General features: G+C 60.1%; 12 protein-coding genes. 11 read left to right on the top strand and 1 reads right to left on the bottom strand.

The window, feature by feature from the left end:
- Window positions 1-144: 144 nt before the first annotated feature.
- Complete coding sequence (locus A8C75_RS20570) at window positions 145-849, bottom strand: GntR family transcriptional regulator (protein WP_067386230.1); 705 nt, start codon at window positions 847-849, stop codon at window positions 145-147.
- Window positions 850-1,085: 236 nt separating this feature from the next.
- Between A8C75_RS20570 and A8C75_RS20565 the strand changes: the two genes are divergently transcribed.
- The 11 genes from A8C75_RS20565 to A8C75_RS20515 all read left to right on the top strand — a co-directional run bounded on the left by A8C75_RS20565 (window position 1,086) and on the right by A8C75_RS20515 (window position 14,005).
- The gene (locus tag A8C75_RS20565) at window positions 1,086-2,177 is read left to right on the top strand and encodes a polyamine ABC transporter substrate-binding protein (RefSeq protein ID WP_067386229.1); all 1,092 of its coding nucleotides are present in this window, start codon (window positions 1,086-1,088) and stop codon (window positions 2,175-2,177) included.
- A 64-nt stretch (window positions 2,178-2,241) separates the two neighbouring features.
- The gene (locus tag A8C75_RS20560; protein ID WP_067386228.1) at window positions 2,242-3,408 is read left to right on the top strand and encodes an ABC transporter ATP-binding protein; all 1,167 of its coding nucleotides are present in this window, start codon (window positions 2,242-2,244) and stop codon (window positions 3,406-3,408) included.
- Window positions 3,405-4,379, top strand: coding sequence for an ABC transporter permease subunit (locus A8C75_RS20555; RefSeq protein ID WP_084784182.1), 975 nt, complete (start codon window positions 3,405-3,407; stop codon window positions 4,377-4,379). Before A8C75_RS20560 ends, A8C75_RS20555 begins: the two co-directional genes overlap by 4 nt.
- Entirely contained in the window at window positions 4,376-5,194 is an 819-nt protein-coding gene (locus tag A8C75_RS20550; RefSeq protein ID WP_067386227.1) for an ABC transporter permease subunit, read from the top strand. Before A8C75_RS20555 ends, A8C75_RS20550 begins: the two co-directional genes overlap by 4 nt.
- A gap of 75 nt (window positions 5,195-5,269) precedes the next feature.
- Window positions 5,270-6,076 (top strand): glutamine amidotransferase-related protein, encoded by an 807-nt coding sequence (locus A8C75_RS20545; RefSeq protein WP_067386226.1) that lies wholly within the window; start codon window positions 5,270-5,272, stop codon window positions 6,074-6,076.
- A gap of 153 nt (window positions 6,077-6,229) precedes the next feature.
- On the top strand, window positions 6,230-7,042 hold the full coding sequence (locus A8C75_RS20540; RefSeq protein WP_067386225.1) for a helix-turn-helix transcriptional regulator: 813 nt from the start codon (window positions 6,230-6,232) through the stop codon (window positions 7,040-7,042).
- Window positions 7,043-7,244: 202 nt separating this feature from the next.
- Window positions 7,245-7,862: a DUF1294 domain-containing protein gene (locus A8C75_RS20535; RefSeq protein WP_067386224.1), complete on the top strand. Its 618-nt coding sequence runs from the start codon at window positions 7,245-7,247 to the stop codon at window positions 7,860-7,862.
- Between the two features lie 130 nt (window positions 7,863-7,992).
- Complete coding sequence (locus tag A8C75_RS20530; RefSeq protein ID WP_227819976.1) at window positions 7,993-9,882, top strand: ATP-binding protein; 1,890 nt, start codon at window positions 7,993-7,995, stop codon at window positions 9,880-9,882.
- The gene (locus A8C75_RS20525; protein WP_067386222.1) at window positions 9,875-11,227 is read left to right on the top strand and encodes a sigma-54-dependent transcriptional regulator; all 1,353 of its coding nucleotides are present in this window, start codon (window positions 9,875-9,877) and stop codon (window positions 11,225-11,227) included. The genes A8C75_RS20530 and A8C75_RS20525 overlap by 8 nt, the downstream gene beginning before the upstream one ends.
- Before the next feature lie 221 nt (window positions 11,228-11,448).
- Entirely contained in the window at window positions 11,449-12,501 is a 1,053-nt protein-coding gene (phnD, locus tag A8C75_RS20520; protein ID WP_067386221.1) for a phosphate/phosphite/phosphonate ABC transporter substrate-binding protein, read from the top strand.
- A gap of 244 nt (window positions 12,502-12,745) precedes the next feature.
- Complete coding sequence (locus A8C75_RS20515; protein WP_067386220.1) at window positions 12,746-14,005, top strand: glycerophosphodiester phosphodiesterase family protein; 1,260 nt, start codon at window positions 12,746-12,748, stop codon at window positions 14,003-14,005.
- Window positions 14,006-14,137: the final 132 nt, after the last annotated feature.

The following is a 14,137-nucleotide window of genomic DNA, read 5'->3' as shown; positions in this document are numbered from 1 at the left end:
GAGTTGCCTTATTTTGTGATCACAAAATTTAAAAAGTCAACGCAATAATGTGATCACGAAACAATGAGTCGCCAGGAAGGGGGTCGCGGTTTTTAACCCGGGCGGGTGTCGGTGGCGCAGGATGGGGGGCGCTGCAGAGCGGGCTCAGGCACGCGGCTCGATGACATCCTGAAACAGGCCTGAGGTGATGACAAAGCCAATGCCGTCGCGGATATCGGCGCTGATAGCCAGGCGCAGCGCAAAGGCGTCATGACGACGAATGGCATCCAGCGCTTCGTTATGGCGATCAATCTGGTAGTGGCCCGCCAGCTCAGTGGTGGCCAGACGCATGAAGGGGCCAAGCTGGAGCCACAGGCTTTCGATCAGGGTGAGGGTGACCTGGTGCGGGTTGGCGCTGTACAGGCGGCGGTGAAACTGCTGATTGCAGATGCTCACCTGGGCGTGATCGCCACGCTCATAGGCCGCATCAACCCGGGCATCCAGCTGTTCCAGCTCGGCCAGGCCCGCCTTGTCGATGTAGGGCATGGCGCGCTCGGCGGCATGGGACTCGAGCGCGACCCTGGCTTCGAGCAGTTCCTGAAATTTCATGGCCGTCATTTTCGGCACCAGCACCCGGCGGTTGCCCTGGATTTCCAGCGCGCTTTCGGCCGCCAGCTGTCGCAGTGCCTCGCGCACCGGCATGGGGCTCACCTCCAGGGTTGCTGCCAGTTCGCGGATAGTCAGGGCGCGCCCCGGCGGGATCTCGCCACACATCAGGGCATGGCGCAGGCTCAGATAAACCTTCTGGTTTACCGTCATGGCGGGATCGAAACCCTCGAGGGTCAGTTTCAGTGGGGCTTTGGATTTCATGTTGGCCTGATATCGATGGAATCTGCACAGCATAGTAATGAGATCAGGTCGAACTTTATACCCCCGAGTAGGTATAGCCAACGCCCTTGTCTCTGCGCTTACAATGTGATCACATTATGCCCCGTTTCTGGTATCCACTTCAGGATTGCCACGAATGCTCAAGCCTGGGCTGCGGTATCCGGTTTGGGGCAGAGCTCGGCACTCGATAAAAATAAGTAACGGAGAGAGTCCATCGCATGAACATGAAATCCGCCACACTTGCCGCCATCCTGGGGTGCACACTGTCTGTTTCGGCCGCCGCCGAACAGCAGGTACTGAATATCTATAACTGGTCGGACTATATAGCCCCCGAAGCCATCAGTCGGTTCGAGGCCGAGACCGGCATCAAGGTGAACTACGACGTTTACGATTCCAACGAGGTGCTGGAAGCCAAGCTGATGTCGGGCCACAGCGGCTATGACCTGGTGGTGCCGACCGGCGCCTTTATGGAGCGCCAGATTCAGGCCGGTATCTACGCGGCAGTGGATCGCAGCCAGCTGAGCAACTACGCCAATCTGGATGCGCAGCTGCTTGAGACCGTGTCCCGGCATGATCCGGATAACAGTCACGGTGTGCCCTATACCTGGGGCACCATCGGCATTGGCTATAACCAGGACATGCTAAGGCAGCGTCTGGGTGATATGCCCGTGAGCTCCTGGGATCTGATCTTCAAGCCGGAACTGGCGGCAAAGGTGGCGGACTGCGGCATCGCGGTGCTGGATTCCCCGGCCGAGGTGGTAGCCGTGGCGCTGAATTATCTGGGGCTGGATCCCAACAGTGAAGACAAGGATGACCTGAAAAAGGCAGAAGTGATGCTGGCGGCGGCGCAGCCGAGCATCAAGTATTTCCATTCATCGCAATACATCAGCGATCTGGCTAACGGCGAGATCTGCGTTGCGGTGGGTTATAACGGCGATATGCTGCAGTCCCAGGATCGCGCCGCCAGTGCTGGCCAGGGCGTAAAGGTGGCGTACAGCATCCCGGATGAGGGCAGCCTGGCCTGGTTTGACCTCATGGTGATTCCGGCGGATGCGCCCAACCCGCAGGCGGCGCACCGCTTTATTAACTTCGTGCTGCAGCCGGACGTGGCCGCCGGTATTTCCAACTTCGTCTATTACGCGGTACCCAATACCGGTGCCGAGTCGCTGCTGAATGACGATGTGCGCAGCAACCCCGGCATTTACCCGCCGGCGCAGGTGAAAGCCAATCTGTTTTCCCAAAATGCCCACAGTGCCCGTTTCGATCGTCTGCTGACCCGCTCCTGGACCCGCATCAAGACGGGTCGTTGAAAGCCGGCCGCCGCGCTTTCGAGGCGCGGCGGCGATCGCCGACGCAATTTGTGAGGATTTTTCGATGCAGCTCAATGACTCTCTTCTTCAGCAGGTTGATCAGTCGCCGCTTGAAGCCCTGCCGCTTTGGGCGCGCCCTGACGCCGAACCCTTTGTGCGCATAGAAAATGTTAGCAAGCAGTTTGGCGACTTTACCGCCGTCGACGCCATTTCGCTGGATATCTACCAATCGGAGCTGTTTTGCCTGCTGGGCGGGTCTGGCTCCGGCAAGAGTACGCTGCTGCGCATGCTGGCGGGCTTTGAGGCGCCGAGCGGCGGCCGGATTCTGATTGACGGAGTGGATATCTCGGCCATCCCGGCCTGGAAGCGTCCGGTTAATATGATGTTCCAGTCCTACGCGCTCTTTCCGCACCTGTCGGTGGAGCAGAACGTGGCCTTTGGTCTCAAGCGTGACGGCGTGCCCCGCGCCGAGGTGAAACAGCGGGTGGCCGAAATGCTCGAGCTGGTGCAGCTCGGGCACCTGGGCCGGCGCAAGCCCCACCAGCTGTCCGGCGGTCAGCGCCAGCGCATTGCCCTGGCCCGGGCGCTGATCAAGCGCCCCAAGCTGCTGTTGCTGGACGAGCCCCTGGGGGCACTGGACAAGAAGCTGCGCGAGGAAACCCAGTTCGAGCTGATCAATATCCAGCAGAACCTGGGGGTGACCTTTATGGTCGTGACCCACGATCAGGAAGAGGCCATGACGCTCTCGACCCGGATCGGCGTCATGGACCAGGGCCGCATCGTGCAGGTGGGCGAGCCCCACCAGGTCTATGAATATCCGCAGAGCCGTTTTGTGGCTGATTTTGTGGGGGCCATCAATCTGTTTGAAGGCCTGATCAGCGAAGACGAAGTGGATTCGGTACGTATCCGCTCGGAGCAGGCCGGCGCAGAACTCTTCGTCAACCATGGTATCAGCTGCACCCTGGGTCAGAAGGTCTGGGCGGCGGTGCGACCGGAGAAAATGCGCATTTCCCGTACCCGCCCGGCGGACGCTGACAATTGCATCAGCGGCAACGTGGATGAGGTGGCTTATATGGGGAGCCTGTCGGTATTTCGGGTGCGTCTTGCCAGCGGCCAGATGGTGCGGGTCACCAAACCCAACATGGCGCGGCGCTTTGATGAGCGCATTCAGTGCCGCGATCCTGTGTATCTGAGCTGGGGTGCCGACAGCTGCGTGGTGCTGACATCATGAACCGCCGCACGAGCGCATTCATACCCGCGGCTACCGGGGCTGTGTCCGGGCTATGGCGCCAGGCACTGCACGGGCTGAGCGCCCGATTGCAGCCCGGTAAAACCCTGGTGGCCTCGATCCCGACCTTCTGGCTGGCACTGTTCTTCCTGATTCCCTTTGTGGTGGTGTTCAAAATTTCCCTGGCGGAGCCCGCCATCGCGGTGCCGCCCTATACTGCACTGTTCGAGTGGGACGCCGACCTGGCCCTGGCCTCGCTGCAGCTGAACCTCGGCAACTATCTGTTCCTGTTCGAAGATTCGCTCTATCTGGAGGCCTACCTGAATTCCATCAAGGTGGCGGCCATTTCGACCTTTATTACCCTGCTGCTGGCCTATCCCATGGCCTACATGATTGCCCGCAGCAGCCCGTCCAACCGGGTGATTCTGCTGTCCCTGGTGATACTGCCGTTCTGGACCTCCTTCCTGCTGCGGGTCTATGCCTGGATGGGCTTTCTGAAAAAGAATGGCGTGGTGAACGAGCTGCTGCTGTCCATGGGGCTGATCGACGAGCCGCTGATCATGCTGCAGACCGACTTCGCCATCTATATCGGCATCATCTATACCTATCTGCCGTTCATGGTGCTGCCGCTCTACAGCACCCTGGAAAAACTCGATATCAGTCTGCTCGAAGCCGCCGAGGATCTGGGCTGCAAGCCGATGCAGCGCTTTTTTCTGGTGACGCTGCCGCTGTCGCTGCCGGGTATGCTGGCCGGCTGTCTGCTGGTGTTTATTCCGGCGCTGGGGGAGTACGTCATTCCGGCGCTGCTCGGTGGCTCAGATACGCTGATGATAGGCCGGGTACTCTGGGACGAGTTCTTCCTCAATCGTGACTGGCCACGGGCATCGGCGGTGGCGATTCTGATGCTGCTGTTCCTGGTCATGCCCATCATGTTATTGCGCAACGCCCAGGGGCGGCGGGAGGAGAGAACATGAAGAGGCGCAAACCGGGTTTTTTGCAGCTGTCGTCCTGGCTGGGCTTTGCCTTTCTGTACGCCCCGATTATTTCGCTGATCGTCTACAGCTTTAATGCCTCCAAGCTGGTGACCGTGTGGGGGGGCTTTTCCCTCAAGTGGTACAGCGCGCTGCTGGACAACGAGCAGATTATCGATGCCGCCATTGTCAGCCTGAAAGTGGCCGTGATCAGCGCCAGCCTGGCGGTGGTGCTGGGTACCCTGGCGGGTTTCTGCCTGTCGCGCTTTGGCCGCTTTCGCGGTCGCATGGCGCTGTCGGGCATGATTACCGCTCCGCTGGTGATGCCCGAAGTCATCACCGGTTTGTCCCTGCTGTTGCTGTTTGTGGCGCTGGAAGGCAGCTTCGGCTGGCCGGCAGGACGGGGCATCACCACGGTGATCATCGCCCATGTCACCTTTTGCATGGCCTATGTGGCGGTGGTGGTGCAGTCACGTCTGGCGACCCTGGATGAATCCCTGGAAGAGGCGGCGATGGATCTGGGGGCCAAGCCCTGGACGCTGTTTTTCCTGGTCACGCTGCCGCTGATATCGCCGGCGCTGATCTCCGGCTGGCTGCTGTCCTTTACCCTGTCGCTGGATGACCTGGTGATCGCAAGCTTTGTGTCAGGCCCCGGCAACAGTACCCTGCCGATGGTGATTTTTTCCAAGGTGCGTCTGGGCGTGACCCCCGAAATCAATGCGCTGGCAACCCTGATGATTCTGGTGGTGGCTGTCAGTGTCCTGGGCGCCACCTGGCAGCTGCGCCGCCAGTCACGCAGTGTGCGCAGCAATGCCTGAGATAGCGGACATTCGGGCTTTTGTGGCGTAGCGGGCAACGCGGTGCCCAGTGAATAACAGTGGAGTAGACAGGCAATGAAGATAGGCATTCTCGAAACCGGTACCAGCCCGCAGGCGCTGGCGGCACAGTACGGTAGCTATGCCGATCTGTTCGTGCGCATGCTGGGCGCGGCGGACCCGGGCTTGAGGTTCGAGCGTTACCAGGTGGTGGATGGGGTTTTCCCGCCCGCGCCCGACCTGTGCGATGGCTGGATCATTACCGGCTCGCGCCATGGCGTCTATGAGGACCTGCCCTGGATGCGCCGCCTCAGTGACCTGATCCTGGAGCTGGTAGCACAGCGCCGTCCGCTGCTGGGAATCTGCTTTGGGCATCAGATCATCGCCAGTGCGCTGGGTGGGCGGGTCGAAAAATCCGCCCGTGGCTGGGGGCTTGGCGTGCATCAGTATCAACAGGTCGGGCCCTGCAAGGGGCTGGGCGGACGCGGTGACACTCTGGTGCTCAATGCGCTGCATCAGGATCAGGTGGTGGAAAAACCGGTAACGGCTGAAGTGTTTGCCAGTTCCGATTTTTGCCCCTACGCGGCGCTGCGTTACGGCGATAGCGTGATTAGCTTCCAGGCGCATCCCGAGTTCACGCTCGACTATACGGCGGCGCTGCTCGAGGCGGTGAAAGGCGAGCGATTGCCACAGGCTCAGGCTGATGTGGCACTGAGCGGCCTGCGGGCAGCGGATGCGCTCAACGATTCAGGCCGGGTGGCCCGCTGGCTGGTGGAGTTCTTCCGACGACAGGGCCTGATGCCTGCGGACTGTACCGGCTCCGGGGCGAATGCGACGGCCTGCGCACCGCGAATAAGTGGTATTAACCCGCGGGTTAATACATGAAGCAGGGATGCTTCATCATTGGCCGCAGGCCAAGGCGAATGCCATACAAACAAGCATGTCCACGCACCTGCGGCCGTTTTTATGGCGTGACGGACAAATAGGGAGGGAACCTATTTGTCCGCTAGGTTAATAGCGTCGCTTGAGGTCATCTGAATGTACTGCGCAAATACATCTGAACTGAGTGCCGCCAGTGTCTGGTCGCGGGAAGTGGCTCAGCTGATCGATCACATCCGTCTGCCGGGCTTCCCCCAGGCACTGGCCAGCGCGCTGGGGCGGATGGTGCATTTTGATACCATGCTGCTGGCAGTCTACCGCGAGCAGGACAGACCGCGGGTGCTGCACCCGCTGGCGAGTGATCCGCGCAGCGCCGCCATGTGCCGTTATCTGAATGAAGCCTATATGCTGGACCCGGTGTTCAACGCCATTCGCCGCCAGATTCGCCCCGGCGTACAGCGCCTGGCCGATATAGCGCCCGATTCATTTGAGCAGAGTGATTACTATCGCAGCTGCTACCGCGAATTCGGTCTTATCGACGAGGTGGTTCTGTTTATCTATCCCGAACCTGGCATCGCTTTTACCGTTTCTATCGGTCGCCGGCAGGAACTCGGCTCAGTGACGCGGGCCGAGCGTCTTGGGCTTCAGGCGCTGTTTCCGGTGCTCAGCGCCCTGGTGAAACAGTTCTGGCTGGTGCAGTCGGGGCGATATCTGAACGAGCGCAAATCCGGCGGCGCCCTGGCCCAGGCGATGGAAACCTTTGGTTGCGGCATACTCACCGCGCGGGAGCAGGAGGTCGCGGGGCTGGTGCTGCAGGGCTTTTCCAGTGATGCCATCGCCGCCCAGCTGCATATCAGTAGCGGCACAGTGAAGGTGCATCGCAAGAATATGCACGCCCGCCTCAATACTTCGACCCAGTCCGAGCTGTTCTCCCTCTTTTTGGATCATCTGGCTAATCAGGCGCCCCTGTAAATGCTGGCTTTTGCTCCACACAGCAGATCGCCTGATAGCGCGGGTGGATATCTCGTTCAAGTGCCCTGCTGTTCTGGGAGTGCGCAGCGTCTTTCCCTGCGCGGGTCTGGCTGTTATAAACAGCGTTCATCCATGCCGATTTAAATGCTGTGCAGGGTTTTGCCCGGGCGCTACAGGCAGGTAACAGAACGAGGAAAGACGAATGCGATTGCAGGGACGCATCACGCGCTGGAAAGATGACCAGGGCTTTGGCTTTATAACCCCTGATGGCGGCGGCGAGCCTGTGTTCGTGCATATCTCGGCCTTTGCCAGCCGGCGCTTGCGCCCCTCTGTGCAGGATGTCGTGGTCTACACCCCGGGCACCGGTGAGCGCGGTCGCCCCCAGGCGCTGAAGGTCAGCTATCCCGGCGATAGGCGTCAAGCCCGTGTGTCCAGGCGCTCCAGTGGCAACGGGACCCTGGGGCTGCTGTTTGCCGGTATCTTTCTGGGCTTTGTCGCCGTTGCGGCCATGCTGGGCAAGTTGCCGTTGTTGCTGGCCGGCCTCTACGCACTGGTCAGCCTGGTGACCTTTGGCACCTACGCATGGGACAAGTCCGCCGCGCAGAAAGGGCAGTGGCGTACCCAGGAAAGCAGGCTGCATCTGTTGGCGTTGCTGGGGGGCTGGCCGGGCGCCATGGCGGCACAGCAGATCCTGCGTCACAAGTCGATCAAGGGCTCCTTTCGCTTTGTTTTCTGGCTGACCGTTAGCGCCAACTGCGCGGTGCTGGGCTGGCTAATGTCTTCCGCAGGCGCTCCCCTGATGAGTTTGATTGCCGGTTAGAGTGATGTGCCGCGCCCTTGCGCTCACCGCTGCTTTGCTGCATGTTGCATCACTGCCGTGGCGGCATCGCTGCGCATAATAAGCATAAGAATGCGGGGCGGCTGTGATGCGGGTGGGGGCTATTCCGGGGTTGAAACGGCTCGGTATTGGCGGGCGGCTGTTTCTGGCCTTTGTGCTGATTTCGTCCATTACGGTGCTGGCCAGCGGTCTGGCCACCAATACCTATCTGGACCTGAGCGAACGGCTGCTGGCGCTGAAAGAGCAGGATATTCCGGGGCTGGATGCGGCCGCGCGGCTGAACAACACGAGCCGGCTGGTGGTGGCCACGGCACCCCTGCTGGTGACCAGCGACTCCAACCTGGCGCGCCAGCAGGCGATGGGTGAACTGCGCGGGGCTATCCTGGATATGGACCAGCTGATGCGCAATCTGCCGGACTATAACCGCTACTTCAGCGAGCTGATCGTGCAGATCGAGAACAGTCTGGTGCTGCTGAATCAGAGCGTGGAGCGGCGTGAGCAAATAAGGCGCGAGCTGGCGCTGGAGTCGAACCGGGTGTTTCCGCTGTTTTCGCAGTTTATCCAGCGGCTGGAGGCGTCCCATCATGCGCTGTCCGGCGACGCCCTGGGAGCTGTGATCAGCCGGCTGTATTATTTTTCCGGCATGGTTGAAAAGGTGCGCAATGACGCCTCCTTCAATGACCTGGACTACACCTTTTTGCGACTGGAGCTGCTGGGTGCACAGATCCGACAGCAGTTGCAGGGCATTGCCCCCGATACTATCGAACCCGAGCTGATCGATGATCTGCACGAACTGCTGCGGATCGGTTCGCGCGCAGGAGCGCTCTTTGCGCTCAAGAATGAAGAGCTCGACCTGCTGTATCAGCAGAGCTTCTTTCTGGAAAACAGTCAGCAGCATATTCAGCAGCTGGCCACCCAGATTAATCACCATACCAACCAGACCAACGCCAGTATCAGTGACTCGCTGCAGGCGGCCATACTGTCGATCAATGTCAGTATTCGCAGCAGCCTGTTGCTGTCGCTGATCAGTCTGGTAGTGGCCTGCGCGATCTCCTGGTTTTACGTGCGACGCAACGTGCTGCAGCGCATTATTGAACTGCAGCAGAACATGCGTGCCATCGCCTCGGCGCAGCTGGATACTAATATCCGCATTCTGGGGGACGACGAGGTCTCCGCCATGGCACGGGATCTGAAGCATTTTCAGAAAACCGCCATCGAGGTGGAGCGCACCAATCAGCGCCTGGCCGCCGAAATCGACGAGCGCATCACCGCCGAAGCGCAGCTCAAGGCGGCCCAGAACGAACTGATACAGGCCGGCAAACTGGCGGCGCTGGGTCAGTTGAGTGTCGGTATTACCCACGAAATCAATCAGCCGCTCACCGCCATTGCCAGTCATCTGCATAGCGCCGGGCGCAGGCTCGACCGGCAGCAGCCGGAGCAGGCGCGCCTGAGTCTGAACAAGATTCGCCAGCTGCTGGACAAGATCGCCAGCATTACCCGCCATCTCAAGGCGTTTGCCCGCGAGGCCGGCACTGAGCTGAGTCCGGTGGATCTGGATGGGGTCATCCGGGAAGCACTGGAGCTGATGTCGGCGCGGCTGGCGGACGTGGACTGCGAACTTTGTTATGAACCTGGCCCCCCAGGGCTCAGGGTCGAGGCGGAGCCGATTCGGCTTGAACAGGTGCTGGTCAATCTGCTGAGCAATGCCATTGATGCGATGAAAAACAGCAAGGTCCGGCGCCTGAACATTCGGCTTGGGCAGGCGGCCGATACTGTCATGGTTGAGGTGCAGGACAGCGGTATCGGCATGGTGGCGGATCAGCTGGGGCAGATCTTTGATCCGTTTTTTACCGGCAAGGAGGTCGGCGAAGGCCTGGGTCTGGGCTTGTCGATCAGCTACAACATAGTGCAGGATTTTGGCGGGCATATTCGGGTGCAATCCCGCCAGGGGCACGGCAGCACCTTTACTCTGGTACTCAAAAGGGCGGGACAGCATGCATAGCGATATCCAGGTCGTCATCATCGACGATGATGCAGAAATCACCGAAGCGCTGACCGAAATGCTGGAGCTGGACGATTTCTGCGTGCAGGCCTTTGCGCAACCCGAAAAGGCGCTGGCGTCCCTGCACGCGGACAGTCCTGTGGTGGTGCTGAGTGACGTGCGGATGCCAAGGCTCAATGGCCTCGATCTGCTGGCCCGCTTGCAGCAACTGGATGCGGCAATACCGGTGCTGCTGATGAGTGGCCATGGCGATATTCCCATGGCCATCGAGGCCATGAAGGAGGGCGCCTACGACTTTCTGGAAAAACCCTTGCAGCCCGAGCACCTGCTGTCGCGCCTGCACCATGCCATCGACAAGCGGCGCCTGGTGCTGGATAACCGCAGCCTGAGGCAGAATCTGGAGGCGCGCTGCGGGCTCGAAGCCTCGATTATCGGTGAGTCCGCGGCCATCAAGGGCATTCGCCAGCAGGTGCTGGCCCTGGCCCAGGCGAATGTGGATACGGTCATTTACGGCGATACCGGTAGCGGCAAGGATGTGGTGGCCCGGGCGCTGCATCAGTGCAGTGCCCGGCGTGACAAGCGTTTCGTGGCCATTAACTGCGGCGGCATGAGTGAAAGCCTGATTGAAAGCGAGCTGTTCGGTCATGAGGCGGGCTCCTTCACCGGCGCCAGCAAGCGCCATATTGGCAAGATTGAAGTGGCCAATGGCGGTACCCTGTTTCTGGATGAAATCGAATCCATGCCGCTGTCGTTGCAGGTCAAGCTGTTGCGGGTGCTGCAGGAACGCAGCATAGAAAGGGTCGGCAGCAGCACGCCTATTCCGGTGTCGCTCACGGTGCTGGCGGCCAGCAAGGACGATCTGGCCCAGCTGGGGGAAGAGGGGCGCTTTCGCAAGGATCTGTATTACCGCCTCAGTGTGGCCAGCCTGAGCATTCCGGCACTGCGCGACAGGCCCGAAGATGTGCTGCCGCTGTTCCATCATTATGCCCAGCAGGCCTGCGAGCGTTTCGCGCGGCCCCTGCCGGAACTCAGTGCGGCACAAAGCACCCGTCTGCTGCAGCACGACTGGCCGGGCAATGTGCGTGAACTCAAGAATGCTGCCGATCGCTTTGTGCTGGGTATAGGCGAGAGCGCCATGGCCACGGATGAGGCGCCGGGCGGCTATGAGGAACGCATGGATCATTACGAGCGGCACATTATCCGCGAAGAGCTCAAGGCGGCGCAGGGACAACTCAATGCGGCGGCACAGCGTCTTAACCTGTCGCGCAAGACGCTGTACCGCAAGATGAAGAAGCATCGGCTGGACAAGCAACTGTTCAAGGCTGGCGAGGATGATGGGTCATAGCTGTCTTTTAGGGGCGGCTGGATGGGTCTGAAGTGTCCCGTTTGGGCGGGTACTTGACCCGATGATTAAATATAACTAGCTGTAAAATAAAGACTTTTAATTATTGGTTCTGATCTTGCTATCTATCCCGTCGACTAAGCCTGGCAGTGTCCGGGCTGCGTAGCACCGCCGCCGCAGGATATCGGGCGGCGCCAACACGATGAGCGACAAGGATAAAAACAATGCTAAGAAAATCCCTAACCGGCCTGCTTCTGACGGCTTCCCTGCTACTGGGTGCGAGTATCGCCAACGCCGATGAGTGCAGCCACCGTGGCGTGCTGGACGACAAGTTCTGCGACGAGAACAAGGATCTGGTGGCGGATTCGCCCAAGGATGCGTCCCAGTGGCGTGACCCCAGTACCCTGGTGTTCACCTACACCCCGGTGGAAGACCCAGCCGTGTACAAGGATGCGTTCCAGGAGTTTCAGCAGCATCTGAGTGCAGCCACCGGCAAAAAGGTGATCTATTACACCGTGCATTCCAATGCCGCTGAAGTGGAAGCCATTCGCTCCGGCCGGCTGCATATCGCCGGATTCTCCACCGGCCCGACCGGTTACGCCGTCAACCTCGGCGGCTATGTTCCCATTGCCGTAAAGGGCACCGCCGATTCCTTTCAGGGCTATAACCTGATTACCATAGTGCGCAAGGACAGCCCGATTCAGACCATGGCGGATCTGAAAGGCAAGCTGGTGGCACACACATCGGCGTCGTCCAACTCCGGTAATCTGGCCCCCCGGGCACTGTTCCCGGCGCTGGGCATTACGCCGGACACTGACTACACCGTTAAATACTCCGGCAAACACGATCAGTCGATCATGGGCGTGTTGAGCGGTGACTACGATGCCGCGCCCGTGGCCTCCGATGTGTTCGATCGCATGGTGTCCGCCGAGCGCATCAAGCTGGATGACTTCCGTATTATCTACACCAGCCCGCGTTTCCCGACGTCGGCCTTTGGCTACGCCCATGACCTGCACCCTGAGCTGGTCGAGAAGATCAAGCAGGCGTTCGCCAGCTTCCGCTTCTCGGCGCAAATGACCGAAACCTTTAACGGTGCCGATCGCTTCTACCCCGTGACTTACCAGGAAGACTGGAAGGTTATCCGCGATATAGCCCATGCCACAGGTACTGCCTATTCCAAGGCCGGCCTCAAGGCACTGGCTGAAAAGGATGCTGCCAAGGCGGCCAAGAAGCGGGCCGAGCAGGTCGCCGCTGAAGCGGCCAAGACAAGCAGCTGAGTTTCACCCGCCAGGCAGGCCGGCGTGCTGCTGCACTGCGGGTGACCGGGGCCGGACTTTGCCGGCCGCGTGCACCCTTATTGCAACATCGCAGCCGTACGCTGTTCCCCGGCCCTGTGGGCCCGGGGAGCGCTGTTTAGCACTCCGACTCTGTGGGCGTTGCTGCAGTCTGTGGTGGCGCCCGAACTCCTTGAATCGCATAACCGCAGGTCTCCCTCGTACGGGAACCTGCTAAGGATGAACCATGAAAAAACTGACCAAAAGCCTGCATGCCCTGGCGGGCATGACTCTGCTGGCGGGCATGGCCGGTGGCGCCTTTGCCGCCACGGCCACCGATGCGGGCGCCAAAGCCGAGATGGCGGCGGCGCAGCTGGGACCCCGGCCTTTCTACCTGATCGATGCGATGCAGGACAGCCCGCTGAAAGAACGCCTCAGTGCCTGCAAGGATCAGAGCTTCTCCCGCTCTGACCTGTCCATCGGCCACCGTGGCGCGCCCCTGCAGTTCCCCGAGCATACCCGTGAGTCCTACGTTGCTGCGGCGCGCATGGGTGCCGGCGTGGTGGAATGTGATGTGACCTTTACCAAGGATCGTGAACTGGTATGCCGCCATTCCCAGAGCGATCTGCACACCACCACCAATATTCTGGCGGTGCCGGAGCTGGCGGAAAAATGCACAGTGGCGCCGGACTACAGCAGCGACACGCCCTTCAAGGATGTGGAGTGTCGCACCAGTGATGTGACGCTGGATGAGTTCCTGTCCCTCAAGGGCAAGATGGACGCCGGCAACAAGGAGGCGAAAACGCTGGAGGAATACATGAATTCCACCGCCGCCTATCGCACCGATCTGTATGCCGCTAACGGCACCCTGATGAGTCACCGTCAGAGCATCGCGCTGTTTCAGCAGCTGGGTGTGAAAATGACGCCGGAGCTCAAGGGCGCCGCGGTGGAAATGCCGTTTGAGGGCGACTATAGCCAGCACGACTACGCCCAGCAGATGATCAATGATTACAAAGAGCTGGGCGTGGATCCGGCTAATGTGCTGGCGCAGTCCTTTAATCTGGAGGACGTGAAATACTGGCTGGCGAATGAGCCTGCCTTTGGCGCCCAGGGCGTGTATCTGGATGATCGCTATGACATCGAAGGCTTTGACTACAGTAATCCCGCCACCTGGTCGCCCAGCATGGGCGAGCTGCAGGCGATGGGCGTCAAGATCATAGCGCCGCCGCTGTGGATGCTGGTGACGGCCGAAAACGGCAAGATAGTACCCTCGGTCTATGCCACGGCTGCGAAGGATGCCGGCCTCGATATCATAACCTGGAGCCTTGAGCGCTCAGGGCCGCTGAACGGCGGCGGTGGCTGGTATTACCAGAGCATCAACGATATCACCAGCAATGACGGCAATACCTTCGACCTGCTGGACGTACTGGTGCAGGACGTGGGTGTGATTGGTGTCTTCTCCGACTGGCCCGCCACTGTGACTTACTACGCCGGCTGTTCCAGCTAAGCTTCCCGGCTTTAAAAGCGACGCCGGGGCCGGTTTAGGTCCGGGCGTCGCTACCCCTGTGCCTGTGCCCTGACTGGACCTTTCTGGCTCCTGCGCATTGGTGCACCCAATTTTCATGTTTACAGGATTTGG

It is taken from the genome of Marinobacterium aestuarii (assembly GCF_001651805.1).
In the GTDB taxonomy this organism is placed as follows: domain Bacteria; phylum Pseudomonadota; class Gammaproteobacteria; order Pseudomonadales; family Balneatricaceae; genus Marinobacterium_A; species Marinobacterium_A aestuarii.
The sequence above is the reverse complement of the archived record's forward strand: the minus strand, read 5'-3'. Positions and strand labels throughout refer to the sequence as shown.